The 17,898-nt window shown below is 35.9% G+C and carries 17 protein-coding genes; 9 read left to right on the top strand and 8 right to left on the bottom strand.

The genetic code is table 11. The features are described from left to right. Positions 1-144: 144 nt before the first annotated feature. Positions 145-498 carry a YlbF/YmcA family competence regulator gene (locus B2C77_RS07230; RefSeq protein ID WP_077703014.1) on the bottom strand — a complete coding sequence of 118 codons (354 nt, stop codon included), beginning with the start codon at positions 496-498 and terminating at the stop codon, positions 145-147. Positions 499-657: 159 nt separating this feature from the next. Between B2C77_RS07230 and B2C77_RS07225 the strand changes: the two genes are divergently transcribed. After that, positions 658-1,557 (top strand): PucR family transcriptional regulator, encoded by a 900-nt coding sequence (locus B2C77_RS07225; protein WP_077703013.1) that lies wholly within the window; start codon positions 658-660, stop codon positions 1,555-1,557. Positions 1,558-1,647: 90 nt separating this feature from the next. Beyond that, positions 1,648-2,745, top strand: a complete 1,098-nt coding sequence (locus B2C77_RS07220) for an ABC transporter ATP-binding protein (protein WP_077703012.1) — start codon at positions 1,648-1,650, stop codon at positions 2,743-2,745. A 303-nt stretch (positions 2,746-3,048) separates the two neighbouring features. Here B2C77_RS07220 and B2C77_RS07215 read toward each other — a convergent pair whose 3' ends face one another. Together B2C77_RS07215 and fumC are read right to left on the bottom strand one after the other, a co-directional pair. Then, on the bottom strand, positions 3,049-3,246 hold the full coding sequence (locus B2C77_RS07215; protein ID WP_073006037.1) for an alpha/beta-type small acid-soluble spore protein: 198 nt from the start codon (positions 3,244-3,246) through the stop codon (positions 3,049-3,051). Positions 3,247-3,692: 446 nt separating this feature from the next. Continuing rightward, the gene (gene fumC, locus B2C77_RS07210) at positions 3,693-5,078 is read right to left on the bottom strand and encodes a class II fumarate hydratase (protein WP_077703011.1); all 1,386 of its coding nucleotides are present in this window, start codon (positions 5,076-5,078) and stop codon (positions 3,693-3,695) included. Between the two features lie 787 nt (positions 5,079-5,865). On the opposite strand from fumC, the gene B2C77_RS07205 reads away from it, so the two are divergent. After that, positions 5,866-6,780, top strand: a complete 915-nt coding sequence (locus B2C77_RS07205; RefSeq protein ID WP_077703010.1) for a zinc dependent phospholipase C family protein — start codon at positions 5,866-5,868, stop codon at positions 6,778-6,780. Between the two features lie 26 nt (positions 6,781-6,806). Here the strand turns inward: B2C77_RS07205 and B2C77_RS07200 are convergent, their stop codons facing one another. Further along, positions 6,807-8,102 (bottom strand): MFS transporter, encoded by a 1,296-nt coding sequence (locus B2C77_RS07200; protein ID WP_077703009.1) that lies wholly within the window; start codon positions 8,100-8,102, stop codon positions 6,807-6,809. A gap of 382 nt (positions 8,103-8,484) precedes the next feature. Between B2C77_RS07200 and B2C77_RS07195 the strand changes: the two genes are divergently transcribed. The 3 genes from B2C77_RS07195 to B2C77_RS07185 are packed head-to-tail and all read left to right on the top strand — an operon-like array spanning position 8,485 to position 10,865. Next, positions 8,485-9,213, top strand: a complete 729-nt coding sequence (locus tag B2C77_RS07195; protein WP_077703008.1) for a MerR family transcriptional regulator — start codon at positions 8,485-8,487, stop codon at positions 9,211-9,213. A gap of 21 nt (positions 9,214-9,234) precedes the next feature. Further along, positions 9,235-9,843 carry a GNAT family N-acetyltransferase gene (locus tag B2C77_RS07190; protein WP_077703007.1) on the top strand — a complete coding sequence of 203 codons (609 nt, stop codon included), beginning with the start codon at positions 9,235-9,237 and terminating at the stop codon, positions 9,841-9,843. Beyond that, a complete protein-coding gene (locus tag B2C77_RS07185) occupies positions 9,840-10,865 on the top strand; it encodes an alpha/beta hydrolase family protein (RefSeq protein WP_176087290.1) in 1,026 nt (341 codons plus the stop codon). The genes B2C77_RS07190 and B2C77_RS07185 overlap by 4 nt, the downstream gene beginning before the upstream one ends. Before the next feature lie 110 nt (positions 10,866-10,975). On the opposite strand, the gene B2C77_RS07180 is transcribed toward B2C77_RS07185, so the two are convergent. Next, positions 10,976-11,209 carry an IDEAL domain-containing protein gene (locus tag B2C77_RS07180; RefSeq protein WP_077703005.1) on the bottom strand — a complete coding sequence of 78 codons (234 nt, stop codon included), beginning with the start codon at positions 11,207-11,209 and terminating at the stop codon, positions 10,976-10,978. Between the two features lie 317 nt (positions 11,210-11,526). Between B2C77_RS07180 and B2C77_RS07175 the strand changes: the two genes are divergently transcribed. After that, the gene (locus B2C77_RS07175; protein WP_077703004.1) at positions 11,527-12,399 is read left to right on the top strand and encodes a cation diffusion facilitator family transporter; all 873 of its coding nucleotides are present in this window, start codon (positions 11,527-11,529) and stop codon (positions 12,397-12,399) included. Between the two features lie 408 nt (positions 12,400-12,807). Here B2C77_RS07175 and B2C77_RS22490 read toward each other — a convergent pair whose 3' ends face one another. After that, on the bottom strand, positions 12,808-13,047 hold the full coding sequence (locus B2C77_RS22490; RefSeq protein ID WP_367112729.1) for an AzlC family ABC transporter permease: 240 nt from the start codon (positions 13,045-13,047) through the stop codon (positions 12,808-12,810). A gap of 725 nt (positions 13,048-13,772) precedes the next feature. Between B2C77_RS22490 and nhaC the strand changes: the two genes are divergently transcribed. Next, positions 13,773-15,149, top strand: a complete 1,377-nt coding sequence (nhaC, locus tag B2C77_RS07165) for a Na+/H+ antiporter NhaC (protein ID WP_077703003.1) — start codon at positions 13,773-13,775, stop codon at positions 15,147-15,149. Positions 15,150-15,457: 308 nt separating this feature from the next. On the opposite strand, the gene map is transcribed toward nhaC, so the two are convergent. After that, entirely contained in the window at positions 15,458-16,210 is a 753-nt protein-coding gene (gene map, locus B2C77_RS07160; RefSeq protein WP_077703002.1) for a type I methionyl aminopeptidase, read from the bottom strand. Positions 16,211-16,694: 484 nt separating this feature from the next. On the opposite strand from map, the gene B2C77_RS07155 reads away from it, so the two are divergent. Beyond that, complete coding sequence (locus tag B2C77_RS07155) at positions 16,695-17,666, top strand: IS30 family transposase (RefSeq protein WP_077702006.1); 972 nt, start codon at positions 16,695-16,697, stop codon at positions 17,664-17,666. Positions 17,667-17,744: 78 nt separating this feature from the next. Here B2C77_RS07155 and B2C77_RS07150 read toward each other — a convergent pair whose 3' ends face one another. Beyond that, positions 17,745-17,852 carry a YjcZ family sporulation protein gene (locus tag B2C77_RS07150; RefSeq protein ID WP_073006017.1) on the bottom strand — a complete coding sequence of 36 codons (108 nt, stop codon included), beginning with the start codon at positions 17,850-17,852 and terminating at the stop codon, positions 17,745-17,747. Positions 17,853-17,898: the final 46 nt, after the last annotated feature.

Raw genomic sequence — 17,898 nt, 5'->3', positions numbered from 1 at the left:
TTACTTCCTTTTATTCGGTAAAGGTTTTCATATTCCTGCTTCATTTCTTAGAAAAACTTACCTTATTGTCAACGCTTTATGGGGGAAATAGTAATTTTTCTTACACTAAATGAACAAAGGCGCAAGCGCCTTTGTTGTGGTGTCCTATGCGTTTGCTTCAGGGCCGTAAAGCTCTTCTAAAGGTTTCGTAATAATCCGACTAATATCATTAATTACCATATTAAGCCGTTGTTCCTCTTCCATCAATTTAGAAATTGCTTTATGTTGCTGAACAACTTCAACAACTTGCCTTGCTTTTTCTACTTCTTCTTCCGATATTTCCTGACCTTGCATTTGTTTTTCTTGTAAAGTCATTTGTGTTTCCCGAAAGTTATCAAACATCTGTTTAGCAGATGAGTCGTTCATCACTTCATCATAAGCATGTTTTAAAGCCTTAAACTCTTCACTTTCACGGATTGCTGTTTCTAAATCATATGCACTATCATAAATATTTGGCAAAATTGTTCCTCCTTCGAATCACTTTCTCATTTACTATAACAAACGAAGCCTTTCATGTATACCGTTTGTTTTATAGACAGGCTATTAGGTATTTTATTTTTTAAACTTGTTTTTACTGCTATAATAAAAAAAACAGCTTCTTAAAAAGGGGTTTTCAACATGAACGAACGTCTGAAAAAAATATTTCCTAATCTTATTGTGGAACCAAAAGACGCCTCGCCAACATCAACTGTGTATAAATGGTTTTTATTACAAAATGGTACGAAAGTAGGTATACCTAAACAAGACTTAACAGATAAAGATATACATTTATTAGCAACATTTCTTACCCCTTACCGAGCCGATCTGCCACATCCCACGAAAAAAGAAATACGATGGCAAAGCATTGTCCAACAATCCATTGAACACGTTCCAACTGAGCCATTAACCTCTTACCGATTTGTTTATTTTTCTATGAAGGAAAAACAAATTGAACCGTTGATGTTTAAAGAATCGGTTCAAACATTATTCAATTATGAAATAGCCATTTTATGGAAAAACAGAAATGAAGGGGTATTTATTGAAGAAAAGATGGGAGCTCAGGATGAAAGCATTCCATATGAACAAATCATTGATGTATTAATGAATGACTTATCTGTAAATATACGATTTTTAGTTGGACCTTATTTAAATAGCTATCAACAAGCAAGTGATCAATATATGCATATATTAGCCTACGCGAAAACGGCGTTCAAATATGCACCTAAAGCCGTTTTAAAATATCAAGAAGCATTGCCCTACATATTGTTAGAACAAACGGATGACAAATTTCAACATCACTTGTCTGAAGTGGCTTTACAGGAATTTGCGACCGATAAAGACTTTTTACAAACAATACGTACTTTTTTACAATGTAATTTGAATATTTCCGTTACAGCCAAAAAATTATATATGCACAGAAATAGCTTACAATATCGAATAGATAAATTTATTGAAAAAACTGGAATTGATCTTCGACAATTTCACGAGGCCGTTACTGTCTATTTTGCACTTCTAGCAAACATGCACAAAGACGAATGATATCTTTGTGCATGTTTGCTGTTTTCGATTTCAAAACTTTTATTTATACTTAAGTTAGCTAATCAAACGCTTTCAATTGGAGGAATAGAAATGGCTGAACTACGCTTAGAACATATTCAAAAAGTTTACGACAAAAAAAATATTGCCGTTGATGATTTTAATCTTCATATCCAAGATAAAGAATTTATTGTCTTTGTTGGTCCATCTGGTTGTGGTAAATCAACAACACTTCGTATGATTGCAGGATTAGAAGAAATTTCCGATGGTGACTTCTACATTGACGATAAGAAAATGAATGACGTAGCACCTAAAGATCGAGATATTGCAATGGTATTTCAAAACTATGCGCTATACCCTCATATGAATGTCTATGACAACATGGCATTTGGCTTAAAGCTAAGAAAATTTAAAAAAGATGAAATTGATAAGCGTGTAAAGAACGCTGCAAAAATATTAGGGCTAGAACCTTACCTGGATCGTAAGCCAAAAGCATTGTCCGGGGGACAGAGACAAAGGGTAGCGCTAGGAAGAGCTATCGTTCGTGATGCAAAAGTATTCTTAATGGATGAGCCTTTGTCCAACCTTGATGCAAAACTACGTGTTCAAATGCGTGCCGAAATTCAAAAGCTACATCGTCGCTTGCAAACAACTACTATTTATGTTACACATGATCAAACAGAAGCGATGACAATGGCAACACGACTTGTTGTTATGAAGGACGGAATTATTCAACAAATTGGTGCCCCAAAAGACGTTTATGACAATCCTGATAATGTATTCGTCGGTGGTTTTATCGGATCACCTTCTATGAACTTCTTTACTGGAAAATTATCAGAAACACATTTTGAAATTGGTAATACGAAAATTGCAGTTCCTGAAGGTAAATTAAAACCATTACGTGAACAAGGATATATAAATAAAGATGTTACATTAGGTGTTCGACCTGAAGATATTCATGATGAGCCGGTGTTTATTGAATCATCTCCAGACACAAAAATTACCGCTACCATAGAAGTGGCTGATTTAATGGGTGCTGAAACCTTCCTTTATTCCAAAATTAATGAGCAAGATTTCATCGCTCGCATTGACTCAAGAACAGATATTAATGTCGGCTCCAACATTGATTTAGCACTTGATATGAATAAAGCGCACTTTTTTGATATTGAAACAGAATTGCGTATTCATTAAGAACAAATGATCGGGGGGCGCCCGTTTAGGAACGTAGCTACTGAAACGAATTAACGGAGATAAAGGAATCATGCCACTAAAACAGTGTACGCCGACGTCGGGCGACCTTCCTCTTAGGGAAGAACCGATGATGACTTATCTTAGGACAATGGAGTGAAGTCGCCTCGTTGCTGGGTGATTTGAGCAGGACGAGGGCTATTCGGTTATTTCGTTATACAAAAGCACCCCATTTTATAATTTCTTATCTTTTAAAAATAGGGAAAAGCTTCTTTTATGAGGCTTTTCCCTTTTTACCATTCATATTTATGCTTTTGGTCCTAATTGTTGTTGTGCTGTTTGCACAAGTCGTTTCGTAATCTCTCCTCCAACTGATCCATTAGCACGAGAAGTAGAATCTGGACCTAAATTCACACCAAATTCTTGAGCAATTTCATACTTCATTTGATCAAGAGCCTGCTGTACACCAGGAACGACTAGCTGATTTGAACTGTTTCTAGCCATATTTATCACCTCCTGTACCTTTAGTGTGAGCAAAATTTCTTTACTTATGATGAAATAGAGTTGGTAAATAATAGGGTTGTTTTTTATAAAGTGGATATGTAATTAGACCCAATAGCTATGTATTTGTTTCGTATAATCTAAAATGCTGTTCTTATACTATAAACTTTTAGACTTTCCTATAGTAGAACAAAGGCGCAAGCGCCCGGTTAGCAACGTAGCGAGTGGAACGAAGCAACTAAAGTTTTAGGAATCACGGTGAGGAACGAACCGATGATGACTTATCGTAGGGCGATTTCGTGAAGTCGCCTAGTTGCTGGGCGCTGGAGCCGGACGTGGCTAAATAACTTAGTAAGTTTATCCACAGCGTGCAAAATTTTTATAATTTCCTAGACTAAAAAAAGCTGTTGCACCATCAGACATCTGTGGTGCAACAGCCGATTTTTCATTTACTTTGGATAAGTCATTTCCTTAGGATTTACATATTGTTCGAACTGTTCTTCGGTAAGTAAGCCTAATTTGACTGCTGTATCTTTCAATGTTGCATTATTTTCAAAAGCAGCTTTGGCTATTTTAGCTGCATTCTCATATCCAATATGTGGATTTAATGCTGTTACTAACATTAAAGAATCTTTTAAGTTTTTGTCAATATTCTCTAAGTTCGGTTCAATTCCTTTTGCACAACGATCATCAAATGATAATATGCTATCTGCCAGAAGCTCACAAGATTGTAAGAAATTATATGCGATTACTGGTTTGAAGACATTTAATTCAAAATTACCTTGACTAGCTGCAATACCAATAGTTGCATCATTTCCCATCACTTGGGTAGCAACCATCGTAACTGCTTCGCTTTGCGTTGGGTTTACTTTGCCTGGCATGATGGAACTTCCTGGTTCATTCGCTGGAATATTAATTTCGCCAATTCCACATCTTGGTCCACTAGCAAGCCAGCGCACATCATTAGCTATTTTCATTAAATCACCAGCCAATGCCTTTAAAGCGCCATGTGCATAAACAGACTCATCATGACTCGTTAAAGCGTGGAATTTATTCGGAGCGGAGATAAAGTTTTTACCGGTAGCGGCATTTATCTGCTTACACACTCGCTCCGAAAATTCTGGATGAGCATTTAAACCTGTACCAACAGCGGTGCCACCAATTGCTAATTCTTTTAAATAAGTAGTACTTTGCTCGATCATCATTTCTGATTTTTCAAGCATGCGGTGCCAGCCGCTAATTTCTTGTCCTAACGTTAGTGGCGTAGCATCTTGCAAGTGAGTCCGGCCAATTTTCACAATATCTTGATAGTTGTCCATCTTTACTTTAAGTGTATCTTTTAATGTACGTAAAGCAGGTAGAACTTTATCCTCCAGCTTCAAAACAAATGCTATATGCATAGCTGTAGGATATGTATCATTGGAACTTTGAGACTTATTCACCTCATCATTAGGATGTAAAGTCCATTCACTTCCTTGTTCTTTCAACCATTTGTTCCCTACATGTGCAATAACTTCATTCACATTCATATTTGATTGTGTACCGCTACCTGTTTGCCATACTACCAAAGGAAAGTGTTCTGTTAATTCCCCTCGAACAATTTGATCTGCAGCTACTTCAATTGCTTCCGCTTTTTTTGGTTCCATAAGACCTAGTTCTTTATTTGCAAGAGCTGCACTTTTTTTTAAAATCGCAAACGCTTTAATTATTTCTAATGGCATTGTCTCTTTACCAATAGGAAAGTTCTGTTTACTTCTTTGTGTTTGCGCTCCCCAATATTTTTCTTTTGGTACATGAATTTCTCCAAGCGTATCTTTTTCTATACGATACTCCATTGTACATATCCTCCCTATGTTAAATACTCCATTTCTATTGTATCAGAAAATAGCTTAAATTTAATTATAAAGCCTGCCTACATTAACAAGGTTTTAAATTTATTCTGGATATAAAGTGTTGTAAGACTACCACTACAAGATATCTGGGTAAGTAAAAAATAACAATACCTTAATCCCTTTTTTATAAAAGGTCTAAAGGTCATACCTGTTGGTTACAAACAAAGGGTTGGAAATAAAAGAAACCGCGCTGATTACAGGTTTACTTTATACATTTGTTTTTTACACTTATAGGAAAGTATTAAATTAGAAAAACTTGGCTTATCGCCAAGCCCTGATGGCGAAAGGCGTAGTTTTTCTTATACTATAAACCTTTAAACTTTTATACTTTCCTATAGTGGAACAAAGGCGCAAGCGCACGGTTAGCAACGTAGCGAGTGGAACGAATCAACTGAGATAAAGGAATCAGGGTGAGGAACGAACCGATGAATGACTTATCTTAGGACAATGGAGTGAAGTCACCTAGTTGCTGAGCGCTGGAGCCGGACGAGGCTATTTCGTTAAATCCGTATGCCAAAGCAACAAATTTTATATTTTTTCTTATCTTTTAAAAAAACAAAACTTTCTGGTGACAAGCCAAGTTTTTCTATAGGACACAAAATTGTACGGGCTTTTTATTCCCTTCTTTGAAGAATATCTTTTATAATATGTAAAAGATGCCTTCCATAAATTTTATGCACAGTAAGGATATTTGCTTTTGTTAGAGAATACTTTAAAGGAGGATTCAATCGTGCCCAATATTTGGACTCATATTATGTTTTGTGAAGAAATGGCTGATGCGGTAACAAAAACACATCAATTTCCAAGTTACGAACCCATGATGAAATTAGGCGCCCAAGGGCCTGATCCTTTCTTTTATCACCGTTTTTGGCCATGGATGAAAGAAGGAAAAGCTCAAGAAATAGGCTTAGCATTACATGAAACAAAATGTGGGCCATTTTTACTTGATTTAATACACACAGCTAAAAGAAAGGATAACCAAGTAAAAGCTTATGTATTTGGCTTTATTACACATCATATATTGGATCGCAATACACATCCATACATTCATTACTACGCAGGTTATGAAGGGAATAAACACCAAAAATTAGAAATCATTATTGATACGTTGATGCTGCATAAGTTCAACAACTTAAAGACATGGAAAACGCCGGTTTATAAAGAAATTGACGTTGGAAGAAAATTAGATAAACAAATTGTTCACTTACTTTATCAAATAATTAATAAACACTATCCAGAATTAAAAGCAACTCCATTCTATATTCAAAAATCATATAAAGATATGAAATTAGCCTTAAAAATATTATCAGATCCATATGGGTGGAAGAACCGTCTTCTCCCTTCCCTTATTTCATCCTATTCTCATCAACAACCAGTGGAAAATAAGAAGGATTATTTAAATGAGCAAAAAAATACTTGGTATCACCCCGCAACAAGAGAACCAAGCAACAAAAGCTTTATTGAACTATATCAACAGGCAAAAGCAGAAGGGGTAAAAATTTTAACTACTGTTCATAGTTATTGGAAAGAACAACATGATGAGCTGTATCATGAGTTAGCTCTTCAAATTGGCAATATATCTTATGATACAGGCAAGAGTCTTGCGCTAAAACTAGCCAACCAATATGCTGATCCAATCGTATAGGTACATATCATGCACTTTGCATGTAACTATTTTAGTATAACCCCAGCTTCTGAAGCGGGGTTTTGCCTTGCAGCGTCCGCAATACCTTTTTCTATATTCACAAACCTTAATAAAAGGATACCGCCAATGAAAAAGACGAGTAAAGAGATAATTCCATAACGGCTTGATCCTAAAAGCTGCCCCACAAGTCCAAATAAGAACGGCCCAAAAATAGCAGCAAACTTAGAGGAAATACCGTAAAAACCAAAAAACTCAGCGTGCTTATGTTCCGGGACCATACGACCATAAATCGATCTACTTAATGACTGTGCTCCCCCTTGTACAACCCCTACACAAATAGCAAGCAAATAAAAATGCAAAGCTGATGTCATGAAATATCCAAGTAATACGATACCTGTATATGCATATAAAGAAATCAACAAGGCTTTTTTTGCAGTTATTTTACTCGCAAGCCACCCAAAGAAAAAAGTACAAGGAATGCCTATAAATTGAGTAATTAATAAAGCTACAATTAAACTGTTTCCATCTATTCCAATGTCTCTTCCATAAATGGTAGCCATTTTTATAATAGTAGAGATGCCATCATTATACATCCAGAAAGCTAATAAAAAGATTAATAATTGCTTGTATTGTTTTATATCTTTAAATGTAGTAACAACTCTAGAAAAACCAATAGCTACATACGATTTATCCCTTTTTACAACTTGTTTCTTTTCTTCGTGAATATTACGAAAAAGTGGAAGTGAAAATAAAAACCACCATATTCCGACGGTTACAAAAGCTAGCTGACTCGCCGCTGTAGCATTTGCAATTCCAAACCAATCAAACTTTAAAATCATTAGTATGTTAATCGCTAAGAGCACTCCGCCACCTATATATCCCCAAGCAAAACCTGCAGCAGACACTTTGTCCATATCGCCTTCTTTGGCGATTTCAGGTAAAAATGCATCGTAAAAAACATTCCCCCCTGAAAACCCAATCGTTCCAATAATGAGTAGTATAGATGCAAATATGTAGTCTCCTTCACCAACGAAAGCAAGTAAAATGCTAGCGATCATTCCCATATATGCAAAAAACTGCAAAAAACGCTTTTTCGCAGCTGAATAATCACTAATTGCCCCTAAGATTGGTGCTAAAATAGCTACGATTAACACAGCAATAGATTGAGAATACCCCCAAAAGCTAGCCGCTAAATCTTGATTTGCACCAACTGCTGCGACATCATAATAAAAAACCGGTAAAACCGCCGCCATAACCGTTGTTGCAAAAGCAGAATTACCAAAATCGTAAAGCACCCAACTAAGGGTGGTCTTTTTCTTCATTTTGCTTCAACCTCCTTTTCAATTAGCATAACAAAAGTACGAATGAAAACGTCGGTTATTTACAAAAATTTAACACTTCTATCCAAAGTAACATCTCCTTTCACGTTATAGATATATTTTTCTTGTTCTTATGCAGGACTTTATTTTTATTGTAAACCATGTTTTAATACATGAACAGTTATATTTATACAATATTCTAATGATTTTGTTTTTACTCATATTTTAACAATGACGTATTATAAATGGAAATTTTTTGTACGATTCGATTTTTTGCTATTGACCTTAGAGTAACTCTAGGGTATATACTATAAGCCAAAGACGTACGATAATACGACAAATTGTAAACAGACAACGGAATAACACATCTACGAGGAGGTCCAAGATGAAAGATACATACTCTATTGGCGAAGTAGCAAAACTGCTTCAAATCTCGATTCATACCATTCACTATTATGAAAAAGTTGGTTTACTTCCTAAAATAGATCGATTAGAAAATGGTTACCGTTATTTTGATACAGAATCAATATTACGCTTAAAAGGTATTGTTTTGCTTAGAGCGTGCGGAATGTCCATAGATAATATCTTGAAAATTCATCAAGATAATTCTATTGAAAATAATCTTGATTTAATGCTAGATACATCTAAAATGCTGGAAAGTCATATTACGGAGCTTCAAAATATAAAAAGAGAGCTGGATGAAGCAATTATTGCCTCAAAAAATTTCCATACTAAAGCTAGCTCTTCGATTGTAATGGAAAAAATTACAGGGTGGTTTAACCCTTACTTTAACAATGAAATTTCTCTAACTGATTTTTTAGAGGATGACGATACAGCTTGGCTTCTCCAAGATGAGGAATTTGTTATGGGAAAAATAAACGCATTACAAGAATCGGAAGACTCCCTTTCACTGGAAGATCAGTTATATTTATGCTGTTACTTTTCATTTAATAATGAAGAAGCAATCGAACAATCCTTAAAAAAGTTGCTCGCTTATGCGGCAAATAAAAAGTATAATACGAAAGATTATGCTCTTTTGACGGTATTGTCGAAACCATCCATTTCCCTAGGGCACCATTTAGCAGGACGCCTTATGCTGGCATTACACAATTAAATTATTAAAGGAGACTATAAAATGTATACGATTAAAAAAGGGTTTGAGGAATCCAATAGACAAAGAGCAGCAAAATTATATAGCGAAGCTTTTGAGCGAAAATTTTCCAAAGTCGTGGGTAATAGAGAGGTTATTGAAGGTCTACTTGAACAATGTATGGATTCTCAGTTTTGTTTTGGTGCCTACAACGAAAACAACCAATTGGTAGGACTAATGGGGTTTCACATTGACAATCAAGCTTTGATAAAATTAAAGATTTCTAGCTTCATTAAAACATTTGGTGCTATTCGAGGGATCTATAAAGCATCTTTATTACAATTGCTTTTTAATCACAAATCGGACAATGCCAAACAATTACTAATGAACGGTGTTGCTATTGAGTCTACTTATCGTGGCAGAGGCATCGGTAGTCAACTTTTCGAAGCGTTATTCACCTTTGTAAAATCAGAAGGGTATGAAAGTATAAAATTGCACGTTATTGATGAAAACCCACGGGCTAAAGCACTCTACGAACGGCTTGGACTTGTACAAAAAAAACACGAAAAAATGCCTCGATGGGCGGCAGATTTATTTGGTGTAAGCGGATTTTCAGCAATGGTATTACCAATACGCGAAAAGGAAAAGAAATGAACATTCGTGCAAAACTTACATTAGGCGTAGGTATTGGCGTAATTTTAATTGTTGTTTTCCTTATTTCTCGGTTTAATGAATTCGAGATTCAATCCCAACAGGAAGTTCCTATGAAGTTCCAAGCTTCTGGAGTAAAGTTATCCGGGTCGTTATATTTACCTAAGTCCCCCCCACCATATGATGTTGCTGTGTTTATACATGGAGACGGACCACAAAATCGGACTTCAAATGGGGACTATGCATTTATAATGAACGCTTTATTAAAAAACAATATTGCTTGTTTCTCTTTTGATAAAGCAGGGATAGGAGACTCTGAAGGCGATTGGCTCTCTCAAACTATGGAAGATAGGGCAAAGGAAATTGAATCTGCTATGCAAATGCTTCGAAAAGAAACGCAAGTTAATACCATTGGCGTTATAGGGTTTTCGCAAGGCGGATGGGTAACATCTGAACTCGCAAAAGATAAAACGAAAATGGATTTCATGGTCGTTATTGGTGGAGCTATCGATTGGATGGAGCAACACATTTACTATGAAAGTCATATCGCCAATCAAAAAGGATTTACTAAACAGGAAAAGCTGGCATATTTAAAGGATATTAGAAAATTAGATACTTTAATTGCACAAAACGCGTATGAAGACTACGTGAATTTTGTAAACCACATGGCTTATGGAAAATCTATGTCAAAAGAGCGTTTTCAATTTACTTATCTTAACCACGAGGCAAACGCAACGGATGGTATAAAAGATATTCAAGTACCTTTTCTTGGATTATTCGGTGAAAACGACTTAAATGTGGACGCACAAGAGAGTTATAACACATATAAAGCGATTTTCAATGATATGGGCAAGACAAATTATGAATTGGTGATGCTACCGAATGCTACTCACGAACTTTTAGATGCTAAATATAATACACAACGGGAAGACTTGACACGTGACGCTCTTTTATGGGGAGATCGGATTTATGCGGATGGGGCGCTGTTTACGTTAGTAGATTGGATCCAAAAGACCGTAGATTAACATTCAAAAGAAGGGCATATTCAACGTTTAATTTACCTTTCCATTCATATCTGATAAAAATCACCAAAAAAGCCGCCCTACCAAACTGGCAAGGCAGCTACATTTACTAATTATTCCCAAAGGAAGGTTTTATACGCTTTACTCCATTTCACAAAAGCATTTTTATTCCCTTCATCAATGGAACGATTAATTTGTTTCTCAAGATATGCCTTATTATAATTAAAACATATTTCATCCAAAAGCAGACGACTAGACAATCGCAGTTCAAACGTAATTTCTCGTTTCGCTTTTACCTTTTTTCCATTGTATCGAAAGAATTGGTATACAATCTTCTGCTTTTTCATGGAACACTTCCCCCTTGTTCCTTTTCACTATTATCCTAAATTTTTAGAAAAATTTCAATAGGTAAGTGACGAAAAAGCAAAATTTCCTCTTTTTCCCTAATGAAACATCCTTCCACTCACTCAATACATATAGTTGCATGCTTCAATTTTTCTCTAGACTCACCAGCACCGCCTTTGGTAGAATCTTAAAGGTATAGTTGGGGACTTTCGAATAGGGAAAGAAGTTGTTTAAAGATGTATCGTTCACATATGTTCAGCTGAAACTAAATCGTACATCAAACGTGCAGTTATGTGCCAGAAAACAGGAGGTCCGTATAATGAATCATTCGGATAACTTAAAAAAGGGAGAAAAAGGGGCTTGGATAAGCATCTTTGCATATATCGTATTGGCTGCTAGCAAATTAGTAGTTGCTGCACTTGGAAATTCTGAAGCTTTACGTGCCGATGGATTAAACAACGCATCAGATGTTGTTGCTTCCATAGCTGTTTTAATCGGTCTAAAAATATCTCGCAAACCACCAGATGAGGATCATCATTATGGGCATTTCCGAGCAGAAACGATTGCTTCTTTATTTGCTGCTTTTATTATGATGTTAGTAGGAATTCAAGTAATTATAGAAACAGTCCAATCTATCTTAAAGCAACATTATGTCCAGCCTGATATGCTAACAGCTTGGACAGCACTAGTAGCTGCTATCATCATGTTTATGGTTTATTTTTACAATTTACGTCTTTCCAAAGCTGTTGCAAGTTCTGCATTATATGCGGCTGCTCAAGATAACCGCTCCGACGCATTAGTTAGTATTGGTGCTTTTATCGGCATTATCGGTGCTCAGTTTGGCTTGTTTTGGCTAGACCCAATAGCAGGATTAGTTGTAGGTTTTATTATTTGTAAAACAGCTTGGGATATTTTTAAAGATGCTACACATACATTAACAGATGGTTTTGATGAGAAACAAATAGAAAAAATAAAATTAAGTGTATTAAAAGACCCTGATGTAAAACAGTTGTATGATATTAAAGGAAGAATTCACGGTAATCAAGCATTTATTGATATTACAATATTGGTTGACCCAAACCTTAATGTAGAAGAAAGCCATGCTATTACCGAACGAATTGAAAGATATTTATATAAAGAACACCATATTACTCATGCGCAAATTCACATTGAACCTTACCAAACTTTTTAGAAAAAATCGATCATTTTTAAATTAAATCTTATAGGTTCTCCACAGAAGAAAGTAAAAGGTTTAAAATTGACGGTGGGGGGAATGTTCTTCTGTATTGCTTACCCCATCCCCTATGTCTTGTTACGGTGTCAGTAGTAGCACATTGTTCCCCTGTCTAGTTCTGTAAGAGAAATTTTTGAGTGGTGGGTTTTTGCATGTTACGCACTTCTACCCTCACCACAAGACATGGCATTTTTTAGAGGAAGGTCATGTATACAAGCACATACATAAGCTCAAAAATAGACCTACCTCCAAATTCAAAAACCGATAACCCATGAGAAAAAGGCAGTGAGAAAAATTGCACCATAAAAATAAACGCCATGCTTGATGCTTGCTTTTTTTGGATACATAGCTGTAACTGCAAAAATTTCATCTGTTAGCCCCATCGACATGGGAAGTTTCCATTTTAATATCATAAAAGACAAACTCATGAAAATTGAGCACAATTAATTCAAGTGCTCCGGCTCCTACCGCTATCATATTCTCCCCCATAAATTGACTAGCTCCAGCAAACACAAGCACGCTCACTAATGTCCATTCTGTTAGCGACGCCCCTGCCTGTTTTGCCAATTCACCGTATGTAATTGCTATTGGAATATATCCAACCATAATGGGAAAGCCCTTAACAAACCTCTTTGTATCATAGCTGATGAGATTCATTATATACTTCTGTATATTTTGTACCTAATACGTTCCCCCCCCAAAATATAATTCTTGCTATTATACCTTAAAGTAAATAAATTAAAAAGATTAACTTCTGTATATTTTGTATTGACAAAATTGCAATTCACAGTTATATTCAATAATAATCTTCAAAAATTATTTTGTTGCAACAATGATTTTTGAAGAATTTGGCTATAGTGTAAAAATAAGCGTGCACGCTTCATTTGAATGGACACAGAATTTTTAAACATCAAATATGACTTACCTGAAAACAACATAATACAACCTTGAATGATTTAGTAGACATTTTCTGAGCAGCTATGATAGAGACAGAGTGGTTGGTGTAAACTCTGGCAGGAATTTGATCGAAGTACACATTCGCTTGTAAAAGGTAGAATAAATCGAGCGGCTGGTGTATATACCAGCAAGTTGGGTGGTAACGCGGAGTTAAGCTTCGTCCCTTCATTAGGGATGGGGCTTTTTTGTATTTAAATAATGCCTTTTTCGCATTAATACGATTATATACATCTAACAATTATTTGAAAAACTTGGCTATCGCCAAGCCTTGATGAAGATAGCCTTGTTTTTTCTTATACTACAAACTAAAAATCTTATGCTTGCCTATGGTGCAAAAAAATAACTTCAAAGACAGACAGAAAGGAATGATAATCATGTTTCCAATTCAACCAAAACATCAACCAACTTTAGTAGGTGCCATTGCATTTTTTATTATCATTGTTAGTTTAATTAGCTTCTTTATTATTAAGTTGGGGACAAATCCACATATTCCAATTATTTTAGGTATTTTTCTATTACTTGCCTACGGTCTTATTCGCAAGATATCGTTTATTGATTTACAACATGGTCTAGTAGAAGGTGCTAAAACGGGAATGGGTGCTGTATTTCTATTTTTTGTCATCGGTATTCTAATTAGCAGTTGGATGATTAGTGGCACTATTCCAGCACTCATTAACCTTGGCTTTTCTTTTATTGGCACTACTTGGTTCTATTCTGTTGTATTTTCGATTACAGCAATCATCGGCGTCTCTATGGGAAGTTCATTAACAACAACTGCCACAATTGGAGTAGCTTTTATTGGTATGGGGGATGCTATGGGAGCATCGATGGCAATTACAGCAGGTGCTATTGTTTCAGGAGCTTTTTTTGGAGATAAAATGTCACCCCTTTCCGATACGACAAATCTTGCATCAACTGTAGTAGGTGTAGATTTGTTTGAGCATATTAAGCATATTAGTTTAACGACAATTCCTGCCTTTATTATTTCGTTTATTATATTCGCTCTTCTCTCACCAGAAGCAACTTCAACATCTATCGGAAGTGGAAAAGCGTATCAAGAAGCTTTGGAGGCAACGAATTTAATTCATTGGACTTCTTGGATTCCTCTAATTGTGCTAATAATTTGTACGTATTTCCGGATACCAGCTTTCATTTCTATTTCGCTGAGTAGCTTAGTTGCTACGGCTTTTGCCGCCATTACAAGCAATCTAGCGTGGAATGAAATTTGGAGCATTTGGTTTAATGGTTACACTGCAACAACAGATTTTGAGCCAGTTAATTCACTACTTACAAAAGGTGGAATTAACAGTATGCTGTTTACGATTTCCTTAGTTATTTTGGCTTTAGGGTTTGGTGGGCTATTATTTGTAACTGGAATCATTCCTACATTACTATTAGCATTACAAGAAAAATTAAAACGCGTCCGTTCTATTGTCGTTTCAACAGCAGCAACAGCTATTGGAGTTAATATTTTAATTGGTGAACAATATCTCTCGATCATGCTAACAGGCGAAACGTACAAAACGATTTACACAAAAGCGAAACTACCGAAAAAAGTGCTAGCACGTACTTTAGAAGATGCTGGGACAGTTATTAATCCACTCGTACCATGGAGTGTATGTGGGGTATTTATTGCTGATGTTCTAGGTGTCTCTGTCTTAACCTATTTACCATTTGCTTTTTTCTGCCTGTTAAGCCCAATTATTACGATGTTTTTCAGCGGGAAGTCCTTTGAAGCTTCTAAAAAATAAACAAGATGCTTTCACTTTCAATACCGTATGAAACCAAAGCAATAAAAAACAGTAGCAATGATAAAAAGATGTAGCAACTCGTGGATAGTTGTGAACTTCAGCGACTTTTTCATGAAACTCAAGCGAAATTATAATAATGCGACTTTACAAATTTCACATTTGCTACATCGACTTTATCATAACCAATTTTTTGATATAAAATAATTGGAGAAAGGGATAGAAAATTATACGTTTTTTTAATTTATAATATAAGAAAAAATACGGCTACAGCCATAACAACTTGGCGATCGCCGTAGTTTTTCTAAAAATCATTTATCTTGCTCTGTAAGTATAATGGGTTCATCTTTTGTTATTACTATCGTATGCTCATACTGTGCAGAACGACCCTGATCAATGGTTCTGGCAGTCCAATTATTGCTATCCATTTGACTATGCCAGCTTCCCTCATTAATCATCGGTTCTATTGTAATAACCATCCCTTCTTTTAAACGTAACCCTTTATTTGGTAACCCAAAATGAGGGATGTGTGGATCTTCATGTAGGGTTGGACCAATACCGTGACCAGTGAAATCGCGCACAACGGAAAAGCCCTCCCCTTCTGCATATTGCTGAATGGCGTGGCCGATGTCGCCAATTCTCTTGCCAGCACGTGCTTGCTCTATCCCTTTATACAGCGATGTTTTTGTAACTTCCATCAATCGAAGACCTTTCTCATCTACATTCCCAATCGCATATGTCCATGCAGAGTCGGCAAGCCCTCCATCGACGTTTACAACCATATCAATCGTTACAATATCCCCATCCTTTAGCTTTTCGTGGCGAGGAAAACCATGACAAATTTCATCGTTAATGGAGGCACATATAGCATAAGGGTATCCATTAAACCCTTTTTGCTCAGGAGTTGCACCATGTTTCTTTAAAAATGATTCTGTAAATGCATCAATCTCCATCGTCGTAATTCCAGGCTTTATTATTTTGGCAATTTCTTTATGGCATTTTACTAACACATCAGCAGCTTTTTGCATTTTTTCTATTTCACGTTTACTTTTTCTTGTAATCATTACATTTCCTCTCTTTCCTGTTCGTCTTTAGATAGTCAATTTTTTTGCCTTAAAGCAACTATTCAAGGTACGTATACAATAGAAATACACCGTCACTTTATTACATTTGTGCATACAACTGGCAGTAAGACATCTACTTCATTAAACAGGAGAAGTTGCAGATGATCCAACTGCCAGTAATAAACAAGTTTGTAGTCTACAATCAGAGAATTGTAGGATAACGTACTAGTGAATGATTGTACTTTTCGTTTGCGATTTTCACCCATATAAAAGTGTATCATAAATGAAGAAAATCTAAAACGAATTAGATACATTATAGCAATATAAGTATGCATACGAGTAGCTTGACTTATTGCCAAGTATTATGGTAAAAGCTATAGTTTTTCTTAAACCCTAGATTGTAAAATTAAGCGAGACACCAAAAAAGACATGTCATGATATACTCAACGAATAACCAACCAAAGTTAAGGAGAGTGTATCTGACATGTCCTACACCCATCTTACCAAAACAGAACTGGTATTCATAGAGGAATATCATGAATTCGGCCTTTCTGGTCGAAAAATTGCCAATAAATTAAAGCGCGGCCATGAAGCTGTTTATCGTGTTATTAGACAACTGAAAGAAGGACTTACTGCGATAGACGTTTATCTACAATATCAAGCGAATAAAGCGACATGTGGTCGTAAAAAGATTCAATTAACACCTAACGAAAAAGCCTATATTCATGAAAAAGTCCGCGATGGCTGGACGCCTGATGTAATAATCGGACGAAACGAAAAGACTATCTCCTGCAGCATGCGCACGCTTTATCGAAAGTTTTCATCAGGCGAATTTAACCAAAATGATTTACCTATGCAAGGCAAACGCAAACCAAATGGTCACCAGGAAAGAAGAGGAAAACAAAAATTTCGCCGCACCATCCTTGATCGTGATCACGATCACCCAAATTACAAGAAAGAATTTGGTCATCTAGAAGGAGATACCATTGTGGGACGTCATCACAAGAGCGCTGTCATCACGCTTGTTGAGCGTTTAACAAAATGCATCATCGCAATTAAACCAGCTGGTAGACAGGCAACCAATATTGAAACATCGCTCAATCAATGGTTTGAGCGATTACCAAAACACTTATTTAAGTCCATTATCTTTGACTGCGGGAAAGAGTTTTCCAATTGGAAATCCATCAGCAATGAACAAGATGTTGATATTTATTTTGCAGATCCTGGAACGCCATCCCAAAGGGGGCTAAATGAGCATTCCAACGGTCTTCTGAGAAAGAATGGGCTACCAAAAGAAATGGACTTTAATCCTGTGTCACAAGAGTATATTTCTGAGGTTGCACTCCGACGGAATAACATACCAAGGAAATCATTGAAATACAAAACACCAATGGAGTGTTTCATAGATTATGTCGGTCAGGATTTTGATAAAAGCATGTTGTCTCGCTTAATTTGACAAATCAAAAACTATAAACCTTTAAACTTTTATACTTTCCTATAGTACAAAAATGCAGAGAGTATTCTCTGCATTTTTTTAGCAACATCCATATCCAGTGTAAGCAGTACCGATAATAATTAATAAAATAAATAGTACAACTAATAAGGCGAAACCTCCGCCATAGCCGTAACCTTCTTTACCCATTCAGTCCCCTCCTCTTTTCACTAACTAATGTATTATATGACAATTA

The sequence above is a fragment of the Virgibacillus dokdonensis genome (assembly GCF_900166595.1).
GTDB lineage: Bacteria > Bacillota > Bacilli > Bacillales > Amphibacillaceae > Virgibacillus > Virgibacillus dokdonensis.
This window is presented reverse-complemented; position numbering and strand designations above follow the sequence as displayed.

Coding starts and splice junctions, on each gene's coding strand:
- B2C77_RS07175 (WP_077703004.1), top strand. CDS start 11,527: ATGAATCATTCGGATAACTTAAAAAAGGGAGAAAAAGGGGCTTGGATA.
- fumC (WP_077703011.1), bottom strand. CDS start 5,078: ATGGAGTATCGTATAGAAAAAGATACGCTTGGAGAAATTCATGTACCA.
- B2C77_RS07180 (WP_077703005.1), bottom strand. CDS start 11,209: ATGAAAAAGCAGAAGATTGTATACCAATTCTTTCGATACAATGGAAAA.
- nhaC (WP_077703003.1), top strand. CDS start 13,773: ATGTTTCCAATTCAACCAAAACATCAACCAACTTTAGTAGGTGCCATT.
- B2C77_RS07200 (WP_077703009.1), bottom strand. CDS start 8,102: ATGAAGAAAAAGACCACCCTTAGTTGGGTGCTTTACGATTTTGGTAAT.
- B2C77_RS07150 (WP_073006017.1), bottom strand. CDS start 17,852: ATGGGTAAAGAAGGTTACGGCTATGGCGGAGGTTTCGCCTTATTAGTT.
- B2C77_RS22490 (WP_367112729.1), bottom strand. CDS start 13,047: ATGGTTGGATATATTCCAATAGCAATTACATACGGTGAATTGGCAAAA.
- B2C77_RS07195 (WP_077703008.1), top strand. CDS start 8,485: ATGAAAGATACATACTCTATTGGCGAAGTAGCAAAACTGCTTCAAATC.
- B2C77_RS07185 (WP_176087290.1), top strand. CDS start 9,840: ATGAACATTCGTGCAAAACTTACATTAGGCGTAGGTATTGGCGTAATT.
- B2C77_RS07155 (WP_077702006.1), top strand. CDS start 16,695: ATGTCCTACACCCATCTTACCAAAACAGAACTGGTATTCATAGAGGAA.
- B2C77_RS07215 (WP_073006037.1), bottom strand. CDS start 3,246: ATGGCTAGAAACAGTTCAAATCAGCTAGTCGTTCCTGGTGTACAGCAG.
- B2C77_RS07190 (WP_077703007.1), top strand. CDS start 9,235: ATGTATACGATTAAAAAAGGGTTTGAGGAATCCAATAGACAAAGAGCA.
- B2C77_RS07225 (WP_077703013.1), top strand. CDS start 658: ATGAACGAACGTCTGAAAAAAATATTTCCTAATCTTATTGTGGAACCA.
- map (WP_077703002.1), bottom strand. CDS start 16,210: ATGATTACAAGAAAAAGTAAACGTGAAATAGAAAAAATGCAAAAAGCT.
- B2C77_RS07220 (WP_077703012.1), top strand. CDS start 1,648: ATGGCTGAACTACGCTTAGAACATATTCAAAAAGTTTACGACAAAAAA.